We start from the raw sequence: 22,073 nt of genomic DNA, 5'->3' as shown, positions 1-22,073 counted from the left end.
GACGGGCTCTCACACGGAGTAACGGCCGAGGATCTCGCCACCGTCGATGGGGACGAGAGCACCGTGGATGAACGAGGACTCGTCGCTGGCCAGGAAGAGCGCCAGATCGGCGATGTCCGTGGGTCGGCCCCACCGCTGCAACGGGAGCGTGGAGGTGAACGCCTCGCTGCTCTCGGGGTTGTCGTAGGAATCGCGCATCAGGGCGGTCTGGACGTTCGTCGGGCAGATGCCGTTGATGCGGATCTGCTCCGGTCCGTACTCGACGGCGGCGCACTTCGTGAGCTGCGCCGCGGCGCCCTTCGCCGCGTTGTAGACCGAGACTCCCGGGTGGCCCTGGAGGCCGCCGGTGGACACAATGTTGACGATGACGCCACCGTTGCCCTGCGAGAGGAACTGACGGACCGCGGCCTGCATTCCGAAGAACGTCCCCTTGGCGTTGACCCCGACGCTGATCTCCCACTCCGCCTCGGTGTACTCGTGGAGGAGCTTGCGTGCGGGAAGCATGCCCGCGTTGTTGACAAACACGTCAAGACGCCCGTAGGTCTCGACGGCGTGGTCGACCAGGGCGTCGATCTCGGCCTTGGAGGTGACGTCGCAGCGGACGAAGCTCGCCTCGCCGCCGGCCTGGCGGATCGCCTCGACCGTTGTCGCGGCCTCGGAGCCTTCGTATCCCTCAGCGCGGGGCGCCTCGTTCAGGTCCGAGACGACGACCTTGGCTCCCTCGCGGGCGTAGGTCATGGCGATCTGACGACCGATGCCCGAACTCGAACCGGTGACGACAGCGACGCGGCCCTTGATGCGGTCCATGGGTGCTCCTTCATAGCTACGTGGGGTGACGGCTCGTCCGTCCGGGAGGTACGCCCTCCGGTGTGACCAGCGTCTCCCGGGTGGGTCGGGTGACAGTCTGTATTCATCCATCGGTGGGGGGTAGAGCACGACTTTCATTGGCAGCGCCATACGCTGTATGGATGCTTGACCTACGGCAGTTGGCAGTTCTCCGTGCCATCAGGGAAACCGGTTCGCTCGCAGGCGCAGCTCGACAGCTGCATTACTCCCAGCCGACCATTGCGCACCACCTCCGTGGACTTGAGTCGCATCTGCAGGCGTCCCTGGTCACAAGAGGGCCTCGCGGGGCGACGCTGACCGAGCAGGGTGAGCTCTTCCTCGGGTACGCGCGGTCGGTGCTGGACACCCTCGACGAGGGCGTGGTGAGGGTGGCCGAGTCGAAAACTCCGTCGGTGCGGCGAGTGGGCACCTTTAGGACGGCCGGGGCCCTCCTCCTGGCGCCGGCCATTAGCCGGCTGCGTCGCGAGGGGCGTCTGCGCTCGGAGATCGAATTGGTGCACGGGCCACTGCGCGAGCACCTCGTCAACGTCAAGCAGGGTGCCTCTGACTGTGCGATCGTCTATTCGTTCGAGCCGTTGCGCACGGACGCGGAGGACGGTCTCGAAATCCGTACCCTGGCGCTCGACCCCTATCAACTTTGGGTGCATCGCGACCACCCAGCAGCGCGAAAGCAGACGACCATCGACCTGCGATCGCTGGCCGGCGACCATTGGATCGGCCGCCAGCGTGCCGGAGAGGCGGACGACAGCGCGCTGGAAGCACTCGGTCGGCGGTACGGCTTCACGCCGCGGGTGAACCTGCGCGAGGATGATTATGCGATCGTCACGGCGTTCCTCTCATCAGGTGGCGTCGCACTGCTGCCCAGTCTGTATCAGCCGGCTGAGTCCTCCGTGGTGAAGTTGAAGACGGTCCAGGAACTCGGACACCGATACATCAGTTTCGTTTGCTGCGCAGGAGAGCGGGACGAGGGGATCGGCCACATCGGCGACGCCCTGGCAGACGTCCTTGCCGCGAAGATCGCCTCCAAGGACCTGCGAGCGCCTGGGTAGCCATCCGCGACTCGGGACCGATGCACATTGTGACGGTGATAGTTGGATGACAATCGCGCCAGAGGTTACCGCCGCGGCCGTCGAATTCTCGACGGGGACGACTCCGCGGTCGCAGCCGCGGCCCTTGAAGAATCGCTCCACGCCCACCACCCCTATGAGGAGAACGTCGAAGACCTCCTCGAATTGCTGTCCCTGTATGCGCCGTCGATGGAGCGTCCGTGCGCCGACCACCGTCAGCTTTGTATCTGCAATTCGGCGATCAGCCATTCGTGGTGACATCTGAACTCGGGTGTGCTCACGGAGGGATGTCGAACGGCGCGGCGAACAGGCCGTAGCCTGCCCGCCAGGTAGCAATGGGTGACGACTAAGCTCGGCAACACGAGCTGAAGATCGGTGCACCCCCAGGGGGCACACTTCGGAGGTAACTGGAGGCATCGGCAGGTAACCGCGCACCGGGATTGCAGGCCAATCCGGATTCTGCCTGCAACGCCACGGAGCGTCCCTCCGGTTCAAGTCCCCCCTTGGACACACACGAAAACCCCTCCAATTGGAGGGGTTTTCGCTTTCGCCAGTGGCGGGACAAGGGGCAAATGTGCACCCTCAGGGGGCACGCGCGGACTGCGTGGACCGGTGGGGGACCGCAGGGGGACCAGATCGCAAGGTCCGGGGTTCCATCACACCGAGTTGACGACACCTCGGAGCGGGTTGAGCCAAGTCGTAGAGGCCATGCTCCGGGACTAGCTCCGGTCGAGTGCGAGAGCACATCGTGACTCAACCGCCGCCCTGGCGGCTTACCGAACCTGGCGCCAGTGATGCCGCAGCCCCTCGTGCTTTGAGTGGGCGCGCTATCTGGAACGCAGCGCTCAGCGGGGGGAACTCGCCGTGCGGGGCTCTCCCTGCCCGCGGACTGCTTCCCTCAGGAGGCGCGTAAGTGTCTTCCTGTCCACGTGTTGGAATTGGGTGACATCTCGATTGACGCTGTAGGGGTAGACATACGCTGGCTTGCCGTTCTCTGTCCGCCAGCTCTCGGCGAGGTCGCCTCCGTCGAGTGCGTCGTAGCCAATGGTGTCCAGGTAGTCGATGACGGCGGCCTTGGCGTCAGGGTCGTCCCCGAAGATCGGAAGACTTGATCGTTCCTCCTTGTGCGCAGGTTCCGCCAGTGCTTCGAGGGCGCGGAAGAAGATGTTGTTGAAAGCTTTGACGACCGACGCGCCTGCGAGGCGCTGTTGCAGAAGTTCGCTTGTCGACTGCAACCCGTCGCGGATCGTCTCTACGATCCCGTCGCGCTCGGGGTAGTAGTTGTTCGCGTCGATCACGATCTTCCCGTCAAGAGCGTCCACCGGCAGGTTGTCGTACGCCTTCAGCGGTACCGCTACGACGACGATGTCCCCGGCACGTGCCGCCTCAGGAGCTGTGGTCGCCCGAGCCATGGGGCCTAGGTTTCTGACGAGTTCGGTGAGGCTAGCGGCCCCCCGTGAATTGGAAAGCACGACCTGATAGCCGGCTGCGATGGACAGACGGGCTACGACGGTCCCGATGTGGCCGCTTCCGATCAAGCCTATGGTTCGGATGTTCACTGACAGTTCCTCTTTGTGTGGCACGCGTGGGGGCTGGATGGAGAAGCGCTGGTAGGGCAACCGGCGCTCCTAGTGGTTGTCGTGCCGATCGAAATGTAAGCATGCTTGCATTCTCTGCGACATGCTCCTAACGTAACAGCATGCTTACATCCGCGCACCAGGCTCCGCGGCAGGAGCCGATCGAGTCCGTCGAGTTCCGTCGGGTCTTGGGTCACTACCCCAGTGGTGTCGTTGCAGTCACATCGGTCGAAGATGACGGCACGCCCACCGGCATGATCGTGTCCTCGTTCACCTCGGTGTCCCTCGATCCGCCGCTGGTGGCCTTCTTGCCCGCGAAGTCCTCCACGACTTTTCAGGCCATTGCTCGGAGGGGCGCCTTCTGTGTCAACGTCCTCGCATCGCACCAGGAAGCGGTGTGTCGACAACTTGCCGCGAAGGGGGCCAACAAGTTCGACGGGCTCGAATGGCGCGAGGGGCCGTCGGCATTGCCGATCCTCGAAGGGGCGGTCGCTTGGATCGACTGTGAGATCGAATCGAAGCACGACGCTGGCGACCACTGGATTGTGGTGGGTCGTGTCCTCGACCTCAAAGTCGAGGACCCCGCGATTCCCCTTCTGTTCTTCCAGGGCGGATATGGGCGTTTCGCGCCACTCTCGATCTCTGCAGTCGGTGCCCCAGACCTCGTCGAGCAGCTCCGCATCGTGGACCAGCTGCATCCCGGCATGGCCGAGGCCTCTCAGCGGCTCGGCGTCGAGGTGCTGGCGACGGCACGGCTTGAAGATGAACTCGTTGCGGTCGCGACAAGTGGTCATCCTGACCCGAGCCGATTGCCGACGAGGGTCGGTCAACGGATGCCCTACGTGCCGCCACTTGGGATTGTTTTCGCTGCATGGTCAGATTCCGAGGATTGGCTGAGACGCGGCGGGCTAGATGAAGGCCAGTCCGGTCACGTCCGTCGCCTCGTCGAGCGGGTACGGTCGCGCGGCTGGTCGGCCACGACCGGCACTCCGTCCTACAGCGAACTTGAGCGGGCTCTAGCTCGTGTGTCCATTCACGCGCCTACGCCGGAGCAGGTCCGTGCCGTCGAAGAGGCCATCGATCCGCTCGGTTCGGACGAGCCAGAGGATCTGGTCGCGGGCCAGGCTTACGCCGTGAGGACCGTCGCCGTCCCAGTCTTCGACGACGCGGGTGCGGTACGGCTGGCGCTGACCGCCTACGGCCTGCCACCCACGTCCACCGTCGATGACATCACTCGTTACAGGGACGAACTCAAACGACTTGCACGCTCAATCAACCTCACCGCGGCGGACCTCGCCACGGTCGCGAACAACTGAAACTAGGAGAAATCATGGTCGAGCTCTTTACTGGCATCCAGCCGATCTCCGGCACGGACACCTCACCGGCAGCCCTGATCGAGCAGGTGAGAGCTATGGACGAGTCGAAGGCCATCGATCGTGTCCTCGTCGGCTACTCATCGATTTGGCCCCATAACCATGCCACGGTCCCGTATCTGCTGGCGCAGTCGCACAAAGTCTCCCCGATCTTGGCGCACCGCCCCGGCGTCATGTCGCCGACGGCGGCGGCTCGGTACTTCGCGACGCTCGACGTCCTAGGGGAAGGAAGGCTCGCCCTGAACGTCGTCGTCGGCGGCTCGGACAAGGACCTGCTCCGCGAAGGCGACGACCTTCCCAAGGTTGACCGCTACCGACGCGCCATCGAGTACCTCGACGTCGTCCGGAGCGCCTGGACGCACGAGGGGCCGTTCGACCATCACGGCGAGTTCTACGATGTTGACGCGGTGGACCTGCAGATGCGTCCGGTCCAAGGGCAGGTCCCGATCTTCATGGGTGGCGAGAGTGACGAGGCGGTCGACTTCGGAGCTCGGCACGCCGATCTATACATGCTCTGGGGCGAACCGCTGTCGGGGACGAAGGAGCGTATCGACCGCGTACGGGCGGCTGCAGGCGCATATGGCCGTGACATCAAGTTCTCGTTGAGCTTGCGTCTGTTCGTCGGTGACACGGATGACGAGGCGTGGGCCGAGGCGCGTGATGTGGAGCGCCAGATCTTGGAGGCGCAGGGCACGAACAAGTTCCTCCGGTCGTCGAAGGGCGACAACTCTGTGGGTCGGCAGCGGGCACTCGCATTGACGGATGAGGAGTTGCACGATGACTGCTTCTGGACGGGCCTCACCAAGTTGCTCGGCGGCTTTGCGAACTCTCAGGCGCTCGTTGGCTCGTATGACCGAGTCCTTGACTCCCTTGCCAGCTACCGAGAACTCGGTGTCGATGCCTTCCTGGTGACCACCGGTGCTGAGGCGGCCTGGGACCCGAAGCTCGAGAACTTCCTGCTGAAGGTGAAGAAGGCCCTCTGACGCCCCGACGGGTGAGGGCGTCAGGGAAGCTCGATGCCCCAGTGGGCGGCATCGAAGGCGGGGGCGGACGCCCCGGGTGTGCTCGGGGTGCGACTGAACCGTGGGGCGGGCATCGCCTGGACGCTACCGTCGTGTGAGGCATAGGTTCGCCGCGCTCGGAGGTGGGGCTCTGCGGCGGCTTCGGCGAGGGATCTGACGGGCGTCACGCAGGCGTCGACCTGGGCAAAGATCTCGATCCACGAGGCCTGCGTTCGCGTAAGAAACGCGGCGGTCACCTCGGCACGGATCAGCTCCCATTGCGTTCGGTCGACGACTCGCGCTTCGTCGCACGCCAGTCCGAGAGTGCGGAGGGCGGCCTGGCGGAAGATGGGCTCGAATGCACCCAGTGCCATGTGGCGCCCGTCGGCGGTCTCGTAGGTGTCGTAGTACCAAGCGCCGCCATCGAGTTCGTTCACGCCGCGGGCGTCGGTCCATCCGGTCTTGGCCCGCAGGTCCATGACCTGCATCAGCATGAGGCTCGCGCCGTCAACGATGGCCGCGTCGACGACCTGGCCCCGGCCCGACCGCTCGCGCTCGTAGAGCGCTCCGATGATCCCAGTGATGAGCAGCATCGTTCCAGAGGCCCAATCGCCAACGTAGTACAAGGTCGGTAGTGGCTTTCCACCTCGCGGGCCAAGGGTGTCGAGCGCGCCGGCAATCGACAGGTAGTTGAGGTCGTGTCCAGCGAGGTGTGCGTACGGTCCCTCCTGTCCCCACCCCGTCATCTGGGCGTAGACGAGCCGGGGGTCCCGGCGCGTGCAGAACTCCGGACCAAGCCCCAGCCGCTCGGCAACGCCGGGGCGGAAAGACTCGACAACGACATCGGCGGCGTTTACGAGGCTAGATGCCGCGGCGTGTCCAGAGCTGGTCTTCAAGTCGAGCCGCACGTGGGAGCGTCCGCGCATCCATGTGTCGGTGAAGTCGATATCCGAGCGGCCGGGGCGGTCGATGCGCACGACGTCCGCGCCCATGTCGGCCAGGAATGTGCAAGCCCAGGCCGACGGCCCCAGCCCGCCGAGTTCGACGACGCGGATTCCATCCAGGATCCCCATGAGTCAGGCCTCCGAGGGTCGTAGTGTAAGCATGCTTATAATTTACCGCACCAGAGAAGGTGATTGCCAATGGTGGACGTCTTTCCGCTGCCTTTGCCCGCGACGGTGGAGGTTGTCGAGGTGGTCCTGCGTGACGGGCTACAAACTGTGCCTGAGGTCATGCCTCTGCGCGACAAACTGCGCGTCGTGGAGTTGATGCTGGAAGCCGGCGTGCGGCGGATCGAGGTCACGTCATTCGCTCACCCCCGCGTGCTGCCCCAGTTCGCCGACGCCGAGAGGCTGCTCGCCGCTCTGCCGCGCGATCCATCTGTGACATATCGGGGCCTCGTGCCCAACCTTCGAGGCGCGCAGCGTGCGGTCGATGCAGGGGTGGATGAGCTGGTCTTCTTGGTCTCCACCAGCGACGAGGCCAATCGCGGTAACCAGGGTCGTGGGACTGACGAGCTATTGAACGAGCTTGCCGCCGCAGTCGACCTCTCTCGTAGTGGCGCCAAGGTAACGGCCGGCGTGGCTGCGGCGTTCTTCTCCGTGCCCGGCGGCCGCGTCCTGCCCTCGACCATCGATGGCCTTGTGGACGGGGTGGTTGCGGCTGGGGCCCAGAGCCTGTACCTCGCGGACTCGCTCGGCATGGCTGACCCGCTGCAGGTGTACGAGGCGACACGGCGGGTCAAGCGTCGGCATCCCTCGGTTGACGTCGGGCTGCACCTGCATGTCCGCAACGGGTTCGTCATGGCGAATGTGTTCGCAGGGCTCCTGGCCGGCGCGTCCTGGTTCGAGTCTGCCGCCGGCGGGCTGGGCGGGGACGCATGGTTCCCTGGCCACCCGGACGTCCTTGGAAACCTGCCGACGGAGGACCTCCTGGCGTTCATGTCTCGGCTGCGGGTCGAGTCAGGTGTCTCGCCCAGTGCATACGCCGCGGTGACGGTAGCCGTCGCGGACGCCACGGGACGAGCCTCTCTCGACCATGTCAGCCGCGGTGGCGCGGAGCACGAACTTGCCGCGCTGACGTGGGAATCGATGCTCGCCGGCTTCCCGGGACTCACGACGGCGAGGCCGCGGTCATGAAGGTAGAGCGGTTCGAGGTCTTGGCCAAAGGGATGGGATTTGTCGAGGCGCCGCTGTTCGACGCCGCGGCGGGCGTGCTCGTGGCTGACGAGACAGCCGGCGGGGTGTGGCGCGTCGATGGCGACGCTCCCAGTGTCGTCGTGCGACACCGGCGCGGGATCAGTGGGACGGCCATTCACCGCGACGGTTGGATACTCGTATCTGGGCGCAACTTGGCGGCGAGGCGCGCCGCACCGGACGACTCGCCGACTGTCGTGCTGATCGAGCAAGACGAGCGCCGTATCGCCTTCGGCGACATGGTCGTCGACCATCTCGGGCGCGTGCTGGTCGGTGCTCTGGGCTACCGTCCGGAGGGACCCGTTGTGCCAGCGGATCCTCCACCCGGCCAGCTCTTGTGTCTTGAACTCGACGGATCGGTCACGGTTGTGAACGACGATATCCTGCTTCCGAACGGTATCGGTGTCAGCCCGGACGGGCGAACCCTTTACCACGTCGACTCGGTGCGGAATCATATTGTGGTCCACGAGATCAGCGAGGGCGGAGCAATCGGCCCGGCCCGACCTTTTGCCGACATCAAGCGCGGCACGGGCGACGGTCTCGCGGTCGCCGCTGACGGCAGCGTGTGGGTAGCCACCCTGCACGCGGGAGCCATACTCGTGCTCGCGCCGGACGGTACCGAGCGAGGTCACCTCGAGGTGGAGCGGACGGTCACCTCACTCTGCTTCTCCGGCGACCACCTGCAGGACCTCGTCGTCACTTCGGTCGACGGCCACGGGGGAGACGGTCGAGTGCTCCGGGCGCGCGGACTTGGACCGGGTGTGCCGGTGCCGCGTGCCGCGGTACAAATCTAGCGCTCCAGCTCGCGAAGCTCCTCTTCGACGAGGATCGCCGTGGTACGGAGCATGCGCACCAGCTCGGCGCGCTCATCGCCGTCAAGGGCGCGCGCGAAGCTGTCGTTGATCTGGAGCACCTCGGCGTCCATCTCGCGGAGCACACTGATTCCCTCCCTCGTGAGCGTCAGCGACATCGCGCGCTCGCTCTCGGGATTTGCCGTGCGTTCGACGTACCCGCGGTCTCGCAGGGTCGACACGATCCGCGTCATCGTTTGAGGCCGCACGAAGCACCGGCGCGAGAGCTGGGCAAGTGACAGGCGGGGCTTTGTCTCGATGATCCGCATTGCGGCGTAGCTAGAGAGCGATAAGTGCCACGGGGTCAATCGCAGGTTGCCGATGCGCGTGACGGCCCGTTCGAGACGGAAGACGCCGTCCAGCAGATAGGTGAGTTCATCGGGCTCATCGCGTTCGTCGGACACGGTCGCAGCATACGCGGAGGGTGACGATTTTGAACGCCACCAAGAACGTGTTGACATATGACAGCATGCTTATTACATTTCAGCATGCTGGTTAATGTGTGACGCGGGTCACCGACAGTGCGGACGCGTGAGTCGCCCGGTTTGCCGTCCCCGATCAGAAGGAAGACATCCATGAAACTCCTTGACAACCGACGGGCCTTCCGCCGTCTGGCGCTCGCCGGACTCTCAGTTGCGACCCTGGCCGCCTTGGCAGCCTGCGGAGCCAGCGATGGGACTGCCGGCGGTTCCGGCGACTCGATCGTGGTCGGCACGTCGATGCCTCTTACCGGCCCGGGCGTCGACACGTGCGTTCCGATCGCGAAGGGGGCCGAGGCCTGGATCAAAAGCGTCAATGCCGAGGGCGGTGTCAACGGCCGGAAGATCGTCGATCGGGTCGAGGACGACGCCTACCAGGCGTCAGAGGCACTCACCAACGTGCGCGAGTTTGCGCGGGACGAGGATGTCGTCGCGCTTTTCAACGGCTGCGGCAGTCCGACCGCGGCAGCCATCGCCCCGTTTGCGGAGCAGCAGAAGATTCCCTTCCTGTTTCCCTGGGCTGATGTGCCTGGCGCCACAAAGACCGACACATTCTTCAGCCTCATCCCAAGCAACGGGGACATGGTGAGCGCCATGGCAACCGCCGCGATGGAGAAGGACGGGCCCGGCTCTCTCTACGTCATCACGTTGGCCCTTCCGGGTATCGAGGAAAGCCTGAAGGACATCAGAGCAGCAGTCGAGGACGCCGGTGGAACCTACGCGGGCGACACCAAGGTCACTCTCAACGAACCCGACATGAATTCCGTCGTGCTGAAGGCAAAATCTGTCGGAGCTGACTACATCGCCACGGTCACCAACTCCAGCGACAGTGCCAAGCTCATCAACACGATGGCCTCGCAGAACGCCTTTCCAGCGAAGGCCGTGATCACGTCGACGTCCACACCGACCTTTGGCTTCCTGTCAGGCATCGACGAGGGCGTCGATCTCACCAAGGTGCTGGCGACCTCGGTGCCAGCCGCCGCCGCCGATGAAAGCGCCGCCTCGTGCATCGCGGCCTTCGAGAAGTACGCGCCGGACCTCGAGGCGGACTCCTTGTCCTTGACTGGCTGCTCCAACGCTCAGGCGCTCGTCAGCGCACTGGAGGCAGCTGGCGACGACGTGACCCGCGAATCGATCCTCAAGGGGCTGGACGGCTTCAAGAGTGAGGACGCCGCGCCCGTCCTGGGAACACTCGCCTTCGCGGCGGGCGACCACCTCGGCGTCAGTCAGGTGCATGCCGTGTCGTTCAAGGACGGGGCGATGGTCCCGGCGTTCGACGCCCCGTTGGTGGGCGAATGAGCCTGCTGCTCGGCGCCCTCATCACGGGCCTTGCCCTCGGCATGGTGATCGGGCTGCTCGGATTCAGCATCGTGCTGCTGCACAAGGCGACCGGTGTCGCGAACTTCGCGCAGGGAGCGTTGGCCACGATGGCCGCCTTCATCACCCTGCAGGTCGCGCGTGACACCGGACTCGGCGTCGTGGCTTCCGCAGGGATCGGGTTGATCATCATGATCGCCCTCGGAGGTGTCGTCTATATCGTTCTGCTGCGCCCAGCCGACAGCGCCGGAAGTTTGAACATCACGATGCGATCGCTCGCCCTCCTGCTTCTGCTGGTGGCCTCGACCCGGTTGTTCTGGGGGCACGGGCAGCCATTTCGGTTCCCGGCGATCTTTCCCCGCGATGCGGCGTTCACCATTGGGGGCGCTCCGGTCTCATGGCTGACGCTCGGCACGATCGCTGTCGCCGCGATACTGGCTGTCGGGATGCGGTTCTACTTCTCCCACACCCGCACGGGGCTGACGTTCCTCGCCTTGGCGGCGAACGCGGATGTCGCCCGGCTCCTCGGCGTCCGGACTCGCCGCCTCACCATGCTGGCGTGGGCCTTCGCTTCGGGCATCGCGGCGGTCGTCGCAGTGCTGATCGCGCCGATCGCGCTCGTTTCGAGCGAGATGATGGACGTCTACTTGCTGCTGGCGTTTGCCTCGGCAGTGATCGGTGGTCTGGACAGCCTCGGGGGGGTCTTCCTCGGCGGCATCATCATCGGCATCGCGAACAGCACGACGTCGGTCTACGTCGATAGCGAGACAGCAACGCTCGTGGTCTTCGCGCTCGTCTTATCCATGCTCGTCGCCCGCCCCCAGGGGATCTTCGGAGCTTCGACGACGGAACGCTTGTGAACTCCGAAAGGAAGTACCTCTCATGGCATTGACCTCACGCGCCCGAAGTAGGATGACCCGTCCTGTACTCGTCGTCCTGGTGATCCTGCTGCTTCCGCCCTTGCTGGGCATCGACGCCCGGACTCAAGACTCCTTGACCCTGGCGCTCGTTTTCGCCATCGCGGCAGTCGGGCTTGACATCCTCTCAGGCTATGGCGGTCAGTTCTCGATCGGGAACTTCGCCTTCGTAGGCATCGGTGCCTACGCCACCGCGATTCTGGGCACCCAGTACGGATGGAGCACATGGGCCACTCTGCCGGCGGCCGTCTTGGCGCCCATGGTCGTTGCGGGCGTCCTCGGAGTGCCGATGATGCGCATCGGACAGCTGGGAGGCGCGTTCATGACGTTCTTTCTGGGCTATCTAGTCATGCTGTTGCTCGGTGTCGACTGGCTTTCGCCGCTCACGAATGCGGCCGCAGGTCTAGCGGTCCCGCCGGCGGCTCTGGGTGGTCTGGACCTCAGCTACGGTTCCTCGCTGTATTACCTTGCCTGGGCGCTCCTGGCAGTGACCGCGCTACTCAGCGCACGGTTCGCCGACTCGCGACAGGGGCAGGCGCTCCGTGTCATCAAGAGAAGCCCCGTTGTTGCGTCGGCACTGGGCATTGACGTGTCTCGAAGCAAAGTCATCGCCTTCGTCTTCTCCGCCGGAGCGGCCGGCCTCGCAGGATTCGTCTACGCCCAACTCCTCGGGTACCTGATGCCCACCAACTTCCTGCCAGCCATGTCGCTGACGTTGCTGGTCATGACGATCGTCGGAGGGCTCGGCAGCATTGCCGGCCCGATCGCGGGAGCCGTCCTGATGACACTCCTGTCGCAGGTAACCCGGGAGGCGGGCGCGGGCCGCGAGCTCTATTACGCCGCAGTGCTCATCATTGTGCTGATCGCTCTGCCCGAAGGCGGATTCGGCCTCTACGAGAGGCTCCGCGGGCTCGTTCGGCGGCAACCCGACCCATCGTCAACGGACCCCACCGAGTACGTGCGGGTGACGCGCACTGCTGGTCTACCCTCGCCGGTTCCGCGTGAGGAGGCGCCGAATCTCCTGACGGTCGACGATCTTCAAGTCACCTTCGGTGGAGTGCGGGCACTGGACGGAACGTCCCTCCGCATCGTCGAAGGACAGATCCATGCCCTGCTCGGCCCTAACGGAGCCGGCAAGACGACGATCCTGAACTGCATCAGCGGTATCCAGCCGCACGAAGGAAGCATCGTCTTCGACGGCACTCCGCTCAAAGGACTACGTCCGCAACAGATTCGGCGACTGGGACTCACCAGGACCTTCCAGAACCCGTCGCTCGTCGGCGACCTTTCGGTCCTAGAGAATGTCCAGCTCGGCTGTTACGGCGATGAGTCGTCGAGCGTCCTGCTGGACCTACTCCCGTTGCCCTCGACGCTCGCACGTGACGCACGAACTCGCGATGCCGCCAAGGACGCCCTGGCCATGGTTGGGCTCCCCGAGTCGGTGTGGGGACGCCCCGCCACCGCCACGTCCCTGGCGGACCAGAAGCTCGTGGACATCGCTCGGGCCGTCGTCTCGTCGCCCCGCATGATGCTGCTCGACGAGCCGACCGCGGGACTACAGGACGAGGACATCGAATCCGTCGCTCGAGTGCTCACTGAGGTCAACCGCGAGGCTGGTCTGACGATCCTCGTCATCGCCCACCATGTGGGCTTCCTGCGGGACGTGGCTCACTCCGCCACCGCCCTCCATTTCGGGCGACCGATCGCGACGGGCACGCCCGACGCCGTCGTCGAGGATTCCCGCGTCGTCGATGTCTTCTTGGGAGCCGCTCATGTCTCGTGACAACCTACTGACGGTGCGCGGTCTCGCCGTCGCCTACGGCGCAGCACGCGTCGTCGACCACCTTGACCTGACAGTCAGCGTCGGTGAGATCGTCGCACTGGTCGGACCGAACGGTGCCGGCAAGACGAGCACCCTGCGTGCCCTGTCGGCCATGACACCGCACCGCGCCGAGGAGATCTCGCTGGCGGGCACACCGTTGCCGCGCAGACCGGACGCCACCGCGGCACGCGGGCTAAGTCACGTGCCGGAGGGTCGCGGCTTGATCAGCACGCTCACGGTCCGCCAGAACATCGAGCTCGGCGCAGCTGCACTCGGCCGCCGCTTGAGTAGGAAGTCGCTGGGAGAGATGCTGACCCTGTTCCCCGCGATTGAGCCGCACCTCGACAGGAAGGCAGGCGATCTGTCCGGCGGCCAACAGCAGATGATCGCGGTCGCACGCGGTCTGGCAGCCGATGCACGCGTGCTCATGGTCGATGAGCTAAGCCTCGGCTTGGCTCCCGCCGTCGTCTCGGACCTCTTGATCGCACTGCGTGGTGTTGCGGACGACCGTGGTGTCGGGCTGCTACTCGTGGACCAGAACGTCCGAGCGTTGGCACAGATCAGCGACACCGCCTTGACGATCCGCGACGGTCGTGGCGTGGCCGTCGACTTGACCCAACTCGACGTGATGCACAGCGACTACCTGGGCCGGCCGACGAGCACCTGAAATCCCGCCATCCGCGGATCACACTGAACACGAGAAGAACACGGAGGAACACATGAGCGAGAGGCAACTCGCCGATCTTGGCGGCGGCACGATCGGTGGCCTGCTGGCACGCCGCGCGGCAGCGATGCCTGACAAGCCTGCACTTCTGACGGCCGGTGGCCAGCTCAGCTACGGAGAGCTCGACAACATGGCGAGTCAGGTGGCCGGCGGTCTGCAAGAGCTGGGCGTAGAGCAAGGCGGCTCCGTCGCTGTGATGTTGCGCAATCGCCTCGAGTGGGTCACGAGCTGGCTGGGCATCGCCCGTGGCGGCTACGTCACGGTGCCGGTCAACACCGCGTATAAGGGAACGTTCCTCGAGCACGCTCTCACGCTGACCCGAGCCGTCGCCCTCGTGACCGAGTCGGCGTTCGTCCCTGCGATTCTCGCCGTTCGCGACCGGGTGCCGACCCTGCGCTACCTCATCTTGGTCGACGACGCACCTGTCACGGTGCCGGACGACGTCTCCGTCCTTGGGTACGACGAACTGTTGCTCAAGTCCGATGTCAGTCGTCCCGAAGTGCTTGTGCGTCCCTATGACACCGCCGCCATCGCCTTGACCTCCGGCACCACCGGCAAGAGCAAGGGTGTCGTGACCTCCCACCTCATGGCGTTGGTTGCTGCGCGCGAGAATCTCGAGTGCATGGGGACAACATCGCGTGACGTCCTCTACACCTGTCTGCCCATGTTCCATGGAGCGGCTCAACTCAACGTCTGCCTGCACGGCTTCTATGCAGGAGCGACTGTCGTGCTGTCTGAGAAGTTCAGCGCGAGCCGCTTCTGGGACGACATCCGCACCCACGACGTGACCATGTTCAACGCGCTCGGCTCGGTCCTGCCGATGCTGTTGGCGCAGCCGGCCGATGCTCGAGATCGGACGCATCGGGTGCGGCGGGTCTTCGCTGCGCCGGCACCGCCAGACGTCCTGCTGCCGTTCGAGCACCGGTTCGGCGTGCATATCGTCGAGGGCTACGGGCTCACCGAGATCAAGAACGTCACCTACAACCCGGTCGACGCCCGCAAAGTGGGATCGATTGGAAGGCCGACACGCACCACACAGTTGCAGATCCAGGATGAGGCGGGGTTCGAGGTGCCGGTCGGTGAGGTCGGGGAGATCGTGTACCGCCCGCTCGCGGCGAATGTCATGTTCTCCCATTACGTCGATGATGCGGCGGCCACTCTCGCCACGATGCGTGGCATGTGGTGGCGCACCGGTGATTTGGGCTACGTCGACAGTGATGGCTACTACTACTTCGTCGACCGCAAGAAGGACGCGCTTCGGCGGCGTGGTGAGAACATCTCGTCGTACGAGGTCGAGACCGTGTTGATGGCGTCCCCCGGCGTGATCGAGGCGGCGGCCATCGGCACGCCGTCCGAGCTAGGAGAGGATGAGGTGCTGGCGGTCGTCGAGGTCGGGGAGGTCGACGGGTTCGACTTCGAGGCGCTTTTCCGCCACTGCGATGAACACCTGCCGCACTTCATGGTGCCTCGCTACTACCGCGCAGTGAGTGTGCTGCCACGTACGCCTACGGGCAAGATCCAGAAGGCAGTCCTACGGACTCAGGGCCTGCAGGAACGCACCTGGGACTCGCAGCAGCATGGCCACGCGCCGACGAGGATCCGCTGATGACCGCTGAGCGCTCAGTCCGCCTGAAGGACATCGCCCCCCGCCTGACGTTCCAGGCGTACCAAGCACCGACCGAACACAAGGTCGAGCTGATCGACCGGCTGACAGCCGCGGGCCTGCCTGCGATTGAGGCCACTTCGTTCGTGCGACCCGACCTGGTTCCCGGGCTGGCTGATGCAGCTGAGGTCATGGCGCGCGTCCGGCGGCCGGCCGGGGTGCGGTTCGAGTGCTGCATTGGGAACGAGCGAGGGCTGCGGGACGCCATCGAGGCGGGCATGGACGGGGCGTGGTTCCTTCTGTCGGCAGATGACGATTTCGCCCGCAACAACATCGGGCGCACGCCCGAGGACTCCCTCGAGCTACTGGCTCACCTTCGGGAGGTTGCCGAAGGGTCGGGCACGACGGTGGGCACATACGTGATCTTCGCCTGGGGTGGCCCGTCCGAGCCTGCGCGCGGCGCCGAGACGTTCGCGCCAATCGGTCGCAGGCTGCGGGAGATCGGGGTTGACGACTGGATACTGGCCGACTCTGCTGGCTACGCCGCGCCGAAACAGATGCGCAACCTCGTCGAAGGCGCCGTCGAGCTCAACGACCTCGGCCGTCTGACCGTCCAGGTGCACGACGCGCGGGGCATGGGACTGGCAAACGTGGTCGAGCTCATCAACCTCGGTGTGCGCAATATCGATGTGTCGCTCGGCGGGTCAGGCGGTCACCCGGCCATGCCCGACACACCGGGCGGCGGAATCTGCACTGAGGACGTGGTCCAGATGCTCGACCTGCTTGGTGTTGACAGCGGAGTCGATCTCGACGCTGTCATCGCCGCATCGAACTGGCTCGCCGACGAAGTTGGAGCCCCTACGCTCGGCTTCGTCCGAAAAATCGGCTCAGTGCCGAGTCATCAGCCGAGCGATGAGGTCAGCGCCTTCAATTGGAGCGTGCGTTCATGACAAAGGAACTGTCCGTCGTGGAGGCCACGGAGCTAGTCACCCATGCGTTGACCGCTTCAGGTCTGACCACCGAAGATGCGGCGAAAACAGCCGAACACCTGATCGACTGCGAGCTTCGGGGTCTTGCGTATGGAGGCCTGCCACGAGCACTCTCCGTGGCAGAAAGACTGCGCTCGTCGAAGCCGAGTCCTGGTTGGCGGGTGGAGCGCGAAACTCCCATCGCCGTCACGATCGATGGCAGAGACACACTGGGCTATGTCGTTGCGCAACGCGCCACCGAATTGGCGATCGAGAAGGCGACGAGCCATGGAATCTGCGTCGCGGCGGCCCGCGATACGTGGTTGACCGGGATGTTCTCATGGTACCTGGAGCAAGTCACAGCTGCTGGTCTGGTGGGACTGGTGGCGGGCAATGGAGGCAAGACCGTGGCCCCGCACGGGTCCTCAGAAGCTCTTCTCGGCACCAACCCCATCGCCTTCGGCTTCCCCAGCACTGAGGATCCGATCATCTGGGACTCAGGAACGTCGTCGATCACCTACGCCGAGGTGGTATTGGCCGGACGCCTCGGGGATGAGCTGCCGGCCGGCTCGGCATACGATCCGGCCGGTCTGCCGACCACAACTCCCGCTGAAGCGCTGGCCGGGGCGTTCACCGTTTGGGGTGGCCATCGCGGCTCCGGCCTTTCGCTCTCAGTGCACCTTCTCGGCATGCTCACGGGGTCGCCAGCCCTCCCGCGGCGGCAGGAGATCGGCGACCTAGGATTTTTGCTCGTAGCGATCGATCCCGGGCTTCTGACGGATGCAGATGACTACAAGCGCCGAGTTGCAGAGCACGCCAATCGCATTCGTGCGTCCCGTCCAGTCGATCCGGGCCGGCCAGTTCGCGTCCCCTTTGATCGTTCCCGCGAGGTTCGGGCGGAATCGCGACGTCGCGGCATAGTCGTCGTAGAGGACTCAGTCTTTTCGGCTCTGACCTCGATCGCCGACCCAACCAGGTTCAACGCTTGACCGGAGGACAACCGTGCCGATCTTCTATGTCCACTACACCCACCCGGACGAGGCGCTGTGGCGCGTTCATCTGGAGTCGCATTTGCGCTGGATCGAGGATCAAGTGTGCAATGAAACGCTACGGATTTCCGGCCCCACGGTCGGTGCGTCAGTACGAGAAGGAAACCTGTTGATGGCAGCGCAGGACCGGACCGAGTTGCGAGCGCTTCTTGACACCGATCCATTCGTGCACCAAGGAGTTGTCGGGAATCTCACGATCCGCCAGATTGACCCCGTCTTCGGCTTGTGGAACGACGAGTCTTCGTTTGCCGGACTCACCGTCGATGAAATCCTCGAAGATGTAGGCCCACGCCCGCTGGACTCGCACCCTCGATCTACAACGCTATGAGTTCACTGATGTGATCGCCTACGCGCTCGGTACGCGGTCCAGCCGTAGATCGCTCTTGGCGCCGGAAAGGCCGGTGAGCGCTGTCACGATAGGCGGACGGGTCGCCCTGGTTTCCGTAATCGCGCCGCATGCAGGAGCGTCCTCCAGTGAGGACGCTGCCGCGGATCAGATCAAGTGGATTTCGTTGCCACGAGCTTCTGTGAGCGAATTCCGTCGCTTTCGACGCTGCGTGGCCGGATGCTGCGATGAGCGGCGAGATCTTCTGCTGCAAAAGCGAACCCGCGCCACCTTCTTCCGCAGGGCGCACGCGATAGGCCCGGGCGGTGCAGCGTTCGCCGCCACGCCTCGTATCGGGCAACCGACGTCCAACCGCGTCAGGGTGAGCGACGTATTCACTGCCCTATGCTGAGTTGTACGAACCCGAACTGAAGATCGGTGCACCCCCAGGGGGCACATTTCTGGTGCAACGGGGCCAAACCGTAGATAACGACCATTGCAATTCCAGAACGAATCGGAATTTCGCTGGAATGCCGGTGAGTGGCTCTCCGGTTCAAGTCCCCCCTCGGACACACATGAAAACCCCTCCATCCGGAGGGGTTTTCGCTTTCCTCCTGTATGGCAGGCATCACACGCGTGTCGCTGGAATGACTCTCTCGCGCCCCATGGTCTTCGATGGTTGACGGGGAGCACACCACCTCCTACTCATCGAAGGAGGCCCTGAGGGGCCACGGGACCTACCGTCGGGCCAAGGTGACGGAAGGCGGACTGCATGAATGACGTGGTGGGCGAGGTCCTTCCCTTGGCGATGGGCGTCGCGATCAGCCCGCTTCCGGTGATCGCGGCAATTCTGATGCTGCTGTCGCCGCGGGCGCGGGCGACGAGTCTCGGGTTCCTGGCGGGGTGGCTGTCGGGAATCATCGTGGCGGCGGGCACCTTCGTCCTGGCGGCGTCGGTGCTGCCGGGCCAAGACTCGACGGGCTCGGCACCCGTTGCTGGGACGATCAAGATCGCTCTGGGGGCCCTGATGCTCGTTCTCGCTGCGCGGCAGTGGCGATCACGCCCGGTTCCCGGGGAGGATGCGCGATTGCCGAAATGGATGTCCGCGATCGATGCGATGAACGCGGTCAGAGCCGCTGGGCTCGGCTTCCTGTTGGCAGCGGTCAATCCGAAGAATTTGCTGATGGCTGCGGGAGCCGGCGTCACCATCGGATCTGCCGACCTGAGCGCCGGCGGCTCCGTGATGACGGTCGTGATCTTCACGTTGCTCGCGGGATGCTCGGTCGCACTGCCAGTCGTCGTCGCTCTCGGAGCAGGCCAAGCCGTCGAGGGTCCACTCGCTCGACTGCGCGCAGGTTTGGTGGTCCACAACGCCGCTGTCATGACCGTGGTACTGGCGGTGATCGGTGTCGCTCTGGTTGGCCAGGGAATTGGCAGCTGGTGAAACGAGGCTCCCGCCCAGGTCACAGCAAGTCGTTGGATCTGGCCATGGCCACCGCGTCCCGCCGCGTGGTCACCCCGAACTTCTGGTGAATGGCACGCTGGTGAGTCTTCACGGTGTTGACCGAGACGAAGAGGGCCTTGGCGATCTCGGCGGTGCTCATGGGGGTCGCGAGGTACCGCAACACGGTGGCCTCGGTCTGGGTGAGTTGAGAGTGCCCGCGAAGTTGTCCTTTGCGGGAATCCGATGAGACGCGGGCGATGTCCGACAAGAGCTCGGAGGCGAACTCCGGATGTGCCGTCCCTGTCTCCACTCGCCGAAGCAGGACCCCTCGAAGGGAGTCGTCCTGGAGGAACGGCAGTCTGAAGTCATGGGGCGCCGCGAGGTCGAGCGCCCCTTCCATCGCGTCCAGGTCACCGGTCTCCGCGGTATTGCGGATCTTCTCGAGGAGGTGATGTCGCGTGGTGTGATCGGACACGGACGGAGAGGCGTCGACGCCCGCAGTTAGCCGCGCGGCCGTCTCCTCGGCCTGCTCCCTCAACCGGGTCGGCAGCCCGGAGTCTCCAAGGTCGGCGAGCGTGTCTCGAACGATGCGACCACCCTCATACCCCTGTCCTTGTGCCTGAAGGGTGCGAGCCCGCAGCACTATGGCGGCGAGCTGTACGTGTGGCTCGTGCAGAGCTGCCTCCGCCGTATCGAGCCAGCTGTCGGCGAGAGCGGTCTGGTTGCGGTCCAGGGCGACGCCTGCCATGGCCAGATGAGCACAGGCCGCTTGCACTGCGTCGCTGAGTCCCGCTTCGGCGAACCTCTCGATGACGGAGGACGCGAGTTCGGCGGCCTCGCTGAGGTTGCCCTCCGTCCATTCCAGGTAGGCCAGATGTGCCCTGGCGTTCAGCACCGGTAGCTCGAGGCTGTCGCCCGGGTCGCGGCGAGCGATCTGCTCGAGGCGATCACGCGCGGCAGTCAAGTCTCCGAGCCACAATTGCGCCGCGCCGGTGTTGTTGATGACGAGTGCCTGCATCGTCGGCCAGTCCTCCAGACCGAGCTGGCTCAGTGTCGCGGCATCAACTGGCACCTGTTCGAGCCCACCGGCGAGGCGCACCAGGTCGCCTCTCCAACGCGCAGTACCGACGTCGATGACATCCAGGAGAAATTCGTACCGCGCCCGGCGACGGCCGGTGTCCAAGTCGACGAGCGAATGCGCCTGAGCCAGGAGCTCTCCGACGTCATCGAGTCGTCCGGCCATGGCCCGGGCTGCGGCGAGGCCGATCACCAGACCAACATCTGACCGGAGCTCGCTCGGCGTGAGAGCCGAGAGCACGCGTTCCAGCTCGCGCGGCGGTCGCAGGACCGACCAGGTCACGACATGGCGCCCGATCAGCTCGCCGGCGAACTCGTGGTCCGAGGCGTCGAGTGCGTGCAGGAGGGCAGTCCACGGACGGCCCTGGTCGTCGAACCACCGCGCCGCCAACCGATGAAGTTCCTGACTCTGTGGTCGGTCCGTGACGCGTGAACGGAGGAAGTCGAGGAGCAGCGGGTGCAAGCGGTACCAGCCAGGTTCACGTCCGATCTCGTGGACGAACGTGTGCGAACGCGCGAGCTGTTCGAGAAGAGCGCCAGCCTCGGCCGAGGCGCCGAGCGCTCGCGCGAGATCGGCGCTGATGCGATCCACAATGCTGATCTTGGTCAGGAAGGACCGCCAGCTCTCGGGCAATTCGTCATAGACCTCGCGCATCAGGTAGTCCGCGATGTACTCAGAACGGCCCGAGATGCTCTTCAGCGCGTCATCACGGTTGGCCGCTAGGCGCAGGTGCAGCGCGGCCAGGCGCAGGCCTGCGGCCCATCCGCCGGTGCGGAGAACGAGATCGGCGACGTCCTCAGCATCGATGCCGAGCCCAACGAGGGCGAAGAGCTCCTCGGCCTCGGCGCTCGTGAATGCGAGCTCGGCTCCGCGCAGGTCGGCTATCGAACCCTCCAGGCGCATGCGGTGCAGGGGCCATGGTGGGTCGTGGCGGGAGATCATGACGAAGTGGAGCGATGGCGGCGCCGATGAGATGAGGCGCTGCAGATCCTCGAGTAGCGCCAGGTCGGTGATCGCGTGGAAGTCGTCGAGAACGACCACAAGAGGTCTGGTTCTCGAGGCTGCCCATCTCTTGAGCCGCTCGGCGACCAGCTCAGGAGCGTTCATGGCCAGCACCGGCGAGAGATTGTCCAACGTCGGGCCTTCGCCGACGGCGTCGGCGATCGTGGCGACGAGCTCGGACCAGAAGCTGGCTGGGCCCGGGCTGAGCGACCCCACGTTCTGCCATGCGAGGTCGAAATCATCCCGATCCCGGCACCAGGACGCCACGGCGAGCGTCTTGCCCGATCCCGCTCCGGCGCAGACCACGAATGCAGGCAGTTCCATGATGGCGTCGAGCCGTCGCAGGATGCGATCCCGCCTAGTCATCTCGCGGCCAATGGGTCCCATCGGTGTTCCGCGACCCGAGCTCGACGGCATGGCTACTCCCTCTGTCTC

The 22,073-nt window shown here is 65.0% G+C and carries 20 protein-coding genes; 15 read left to right on the top strand and 5 right to left on the bottom strand.

Annotation, left to right across the window (positions count from 1 at the left end; genetic code table 11):
* Positions 1 to 9 precede the first annotated feature (9 nt).
* Entirely contained in the window at positions 10 to 807 is a 798-nt protein-coding gene (locus BJ975_RS07765) for an SDR family NAD(P)-dependent oxidoreductase (protein WP_179424589.1), read from the bottom strand.
* A gap of 161 nt (positions 808 to 968) precedes the next feature.
* Between BJ975_RS07765 and BJ975_RS07760 the strand changes: the two genes are divergently transcribed.
* The gene (locus BJ975_RS07760; RefSeq protein ID WP_179424588.1) at positions 969 to 1,895 is read left to right on the top strand and encodes a LysR family transcriptional regulator; all 927 of its coding nucleotides are present in this window, start codon (positions 969 to 971) and stop codon (positions 1,893 to 1,895) included.
* Positions 1,896 to 1,937: 42 nt separating this feature from the next.
* Positions 1,938 to 2,171 (top strand): hypothetical protein, encoded by a 234-nt coding sequence (locus tag BJ975_RS07755; RefSeq protein WP_179424587.1) that lies wholly within the window; start codon positions 1,938 to 1,940, stop codon positions 2,169 to 2,171.
* A 587-nt stretch (positions 2,172 to 2,758) separates the two neighbouring features.
* Here the strand turns inward: BJ975_RS07755 and BJ975_RS07750 are convergent.
* Positions 2,759 to 3,472, bottom strand: a complete 714-nt coding sequence (locus tag BJ975_RS07750; protein WP_218845768.1) for an NADPH-dependent F420 reductase — start codon at positions 3,470 to 3,472, stop codon at positions 2,759 to 2,761.
* 140 nt (positions 3,473 to 3,612) lie between these two features.
* Here BJ975_RS07750 and BJ975_RS07745 point away from each other — a divergent pair, with 140 nt between their 5' ends.
* Together BJ975_RS07745 and BJ975_RS07740 are read left to right on the top strand one after the other, a co-directional pair.
* Positions 3,613 to 4,806: a flavin reductase gene (locus BJ975_RS07745; protein ID WP_179424586.1), complete on the top strand. Its 1,194-nt coding sequence runs from the start codon at positions 3,613 to 3,615 to the stop codon at positions 4,804 to 4,806.
* A 14-nt stretch (positions 4,807 to 4,820) separates the two neighbouring features.
* Positions 4,821 to 5,846, top strand: a complete 1,026-nt coding sequence (locus BJ975_RS07740; RefSeq protein WP_179424585.1) for an LLM class flavin-dependent oxidoreductase — start codon at positions 4,821 to 4,823, stop codon at positions 5,844 to 5,846.
* Between the two features lie 20 nt (positions 5,847 to 5,866).
* On the opposite strand, the gene BJ975_RS07735 is transcribed toward BJ975_RS07740, so the two are convergent.
* On the bottom strand, positions 5,867 to 6,937 hold the full coding sequence (locus tag BJ975_RS07735; RefSeq protein WP_179424584.1) for a CaiB/BaiF CoA transferase family protein: 1,071 nt from the start codon (positions 6,935 to 6,937) through the stop codon (positions 5,867 to 5,869).
* Between the two features lie 69 nt (positions 6,938 to 7,006).
* Here BJ975_RS07735 and BJ975_RS07730 point away from each other — a divergent pair, with 69 nt between their 5' ends.
* Together BJ975_RS07730 and BJ975_RS07725 are read left to right on the top strand one after the other, a co-directional pair.
* Positions 7,007 to 8,002 (top strand): beta/alpha barrel domain-containing protein, encoded by a 996-nt coding sequence (locus tag BJ975_RS07730; RefSeq protein ID WP_179424583.1) that lies wholly within the window; start codon positions 7,007 to 7,009, stop codon positions 8,000 to 8,002.
* Complete coding sequence (locus BJ975_RS07725; protein ID WP_179424582.1) at positions 7,999 to 8,853, top strand: SMP-30/gluconolactonase/LRE family protein; 855 nt, start codon at positions 7,999 to 8,001, stop codon at positions 8,851 to 8,853. Before BJ975_RS07730 ends, BJ975_RS07725 begins: the two co-directional genes overlap by 4 nt.
* Here BJ975_RS07725 and BJ975_RS16945 read toward each other — a convergent pair.
* On the bottom strand, positions 8,850 to 9,314 hold the full coding sequence (locus BJ975_RS16945; protein WP_218845766.1) for a MarR family winged helix-turn-helix transcriptional regulator: 465 nt from the start codon (positions 9,312 to 9,314) through the stop codon (positions 8,850 to 8,852). The two genes, BJ975_RS07725 and BJ975_RS16945, sit on opposite strands and share 4 nt — an antisense overlap.
* Positions 9,315 to 9,485: 171 nt before the next feature.
* On the opposite strand from BJ975_RS16945, the gene BJ975_RS07715 reads away from it, so the two are divergent.
* The 9 genes from BJ975_RS07715 (at position 9,486) to BJ975_RS07675 (ending at position 19,558) form a co-directional block, all read left to right on the top strand.
* Positions 9,486 to 10,688 carry an ABC transporter substrate-binding protein gene (locus BJ975_RS07715; protein ID WP_179424580.1) on the top strand — a complete coding sequence of 401 codons (1,203 nt, stop codon included), beginning with the start codon at positions 9,486 to 9,488 and terminating at the stop codon, positions 10,686 to 10,688.
* The gene (locus BJ975_RS07710; RefSeq protein ID WP_179424579.1) at positions 10,685 to 11,566 is read left to right on the top strand and encodes a branched-chain amino acid ABC transporter permease; all 882 of its coding nucleotides are present in this window, start codon (positions 10,685 to 10,687) and stop codon (positions 11,564 to 11,566) included. Before BJ975_RS07715 ends, BJ975_RS07710 begins: the two co-directional genes overlap by 4 nt.
* Positions 11,567 to 11,645: 79 nt before the next feature.
* Positions 11,646 to 13,406, top strand: coding sequence for a branched-chain amino acid ABC transporter ATP-binding protein/permease (locus BJ975_RS07705; protein ID WP_179424578.1), 1,761 nt, complete (start codon positions 11,646 to 11,648; stop codon positions 13,404 to 13,406).
* Positions 13,396 to 14,112, top strand: coding sequence for an ABC transporter ATP-binding protein (locus BJ975_RS07700; RefSeq protein WP_179424577.1), 717 nt, complete (start codon positions 13,396 to 13,398; stop codon positions 14,110 to 14,112). Before BJ975_RS07705 ends, BJ975_RS07700 begins: the two co-directional genes overlap by 11 nt.
* Positions 14,113 to 14,164: 52 nt before the next feature.
* The gene (locus BJ975_RS07695) at positions 14,165 to 15,775 is read left to right on the top strand and encodes an AMP-binding protein (RefSeq protein WP_179424576.1); all 1,611 of its coding nucleotides are present in this window, start codon (positions 14,165 to 14,167) and stop codon (positions 15,773 to 15,775) included.
* On the top strand, positions 15,775 to 16,722 hold the full coding sequence (locus BJ975_RS07690) for a beta/alpha barrel domain-containing protein (RefSeq protein ID WP_179424575.1): 948 nt from the start codon (positions 15,775 to 15,777) through the stop codon (positions 16,720 to 16,722). The genes BJ975_RS07695 and BJ975_RS07690 overlap by 1 nt, the downstream gene beginning before the upstream one ends.
* Positions 16,719 to 17,729, top strand: coding sequence for an Ldh family oxidoreductase (locus BJ975_RS07685; protein ID WP_179424574.1), 1,011 nt, complete (start codon positions 16,719 to 16,721; stop codon positions 17,727 to 17,729). The genes BJ975_RS07690 and BJ975_RS07685 overlap by 4 nt, the downstream gene beginning before the upstream one ends.
* A 13-nt stretch (positions 17,730 to 17,742) precedes the next feature.
* Positions 17,743 to 18,117, top strand: a complete 375-nt coding sequence (locus BJ975_RS07680) for a YciI family protein (RefSeq protein WP_179424573.1) — start codon at positions 17,743 to 17,745, stop codon at positions 18,115 to 18,117.
* A gap of 769 nt (positions 18,118 to 18,886) precedes the next feature.
* Entirely contained in the window at positions 18,887 to 19,558 is a 672-nt protein-coding gene (locus BJ975_RS07675) for a GAP family protein (protein WP_179424572.1), read from the top strand.
* Positions 19,559 to 19,577: 19 nt separating this feature from the next.
* On the opposite strand, the gene BJ975_RS07670 is transcribed toward BJ975_RS07675, so the two are convergent.
* Positions 19,578 to 22,055, bottom strand: coding sequence for a LuxR C-terminal-related transcriptional regulator (locus tag BJ975_RS07670; protein WP_179424571.1), 2,478 nt, complete (start codon positions 22,053 to 22,055; stop codon positions 19,578 to 19,580).
* Positions 22,056 to 22,073 lie beyond the last annotated feature (18 nt).

The organism is Aeromicrobium tamlense (genome assembly GCF_013408555.1).
In the GTDB taxonomy this organism is placed as follows: Bacteria; Actinomycetota; Actinomycetes; order Propionibacteriales; family Nocardioidaceae; genus Aeromicrobium; species Aeromicrobium tamlense.
Note: the sequence above shows the minus strand (reverse complement) of the source record. Positions and strands in the feature narration are given on the sequence as shown.

Bases quoted from the DNA above. Each gene is read 5' to 3' on its own strand.
- BJ975_RS07715 (WP_179424580.1), top strand. From the start codon at position 9,486: ATGAAACTCCTTGACAACCGACGGGCCTTCCGCCGTCTGGCGCTCGCC.
- BJ975_RS07765 (WP_179424589.1), bottom strand. From the start codon at position 807: ATGGACCGCATCAAGGGCCGCGTCGCTGTCGTCACCGGTTCGAGTTCG.
- BJ975_RS07730 (WP_179424583.1), top strand. From the start codon at position 7,007: ATGGTGGACGTCTTTCCGCTGCCTTTGCCCGCGACGGTGGAGGTTGTC.
- BJ975_RS07710 (WP_179424579.1), top strand. From the start codon at position 10,685: ATGAGCCTGCTGCTCGGCGCCCTCATCACGGGCCTTGCCCTCGGCATG.
- BJ975_RS07760 (WP_179424588.1), top strand. From the start codon at position 969: ATGCTTGACCTACGGCAGTTGGCAGTTCTCCGTGCCATCAGGGAAACC.
- BJ975_RS07690 (WP_179424575.1), top strand. From the start codon at position 15,775: ATGACCGCTGAGCGCTCAGTCCGCCTGAAGGACATCGCCCCCCGCCTG.
- BJ975_RS07685 (WP_179424574.1), top strand. From the start codon at position 16,719: ATGACAAAGGAACTGTCCGTCGTGGAGGCCACGGAGCTAGTCACCCAT.
- BJ975_RS07735 (WP_179424584.1), bottom strand. From the start codon at position 6,937: ATGGGGATCCTGGATGGAATCCGCGTCGTCGAACTCGGCGGGCTGGGG.
- BJ975_RS07725 (WP_179424582.1), top strand. From the start codon at position 7,999: ATGAAGGTAGAGCGGTTCGAGGTCTTGGCCAAAGGGATGGGATTTGTC.
- BJ975_RS07740 (WP_179424585.1), top strand. From the start codon at position 4,821: ATGGTCGAGCTCTTTACTGGCATCCAGCCGATCTCCGGCACGGACACC.
- BJ975_RS07675 (WP_179424572.1), top strand. From the start codon at position 18,887: ATGAATGACGTGGTGGGCGAGGTCCTTCCCTTGGCGATGGGCGTCGCG.
- BJ975_RS07700 (WP_179424577.1), top strand. From the start codon at position 13,396: ATGTCTCGTGACAACCTACTGACGGTGCGCGGTCTCGCCGTCGCCTAC.
- BJ975_RS07670 (WP_179424571.1), bottom strand. From the start codon at position 22,055: ATGCCGTCGAGCTCGGGTCGCGGAACACCGATGGGACCCATTGGCCGC.
- BJ975_RS07695 (WP_179424576.1), top strand. From the start codon at position 14,165: ATGAGCGAGAGGCAACTCGCCGATCTTGGCGGCGGCACGATCGGTGGC.
- BJ975_RS07745 (WP_179424586.1), top strand. From the start codon at position 3,613: ATGCTTACATCCGCGCACCAGGCTCCGCGGCAGGAGCCGATCGAGTCC.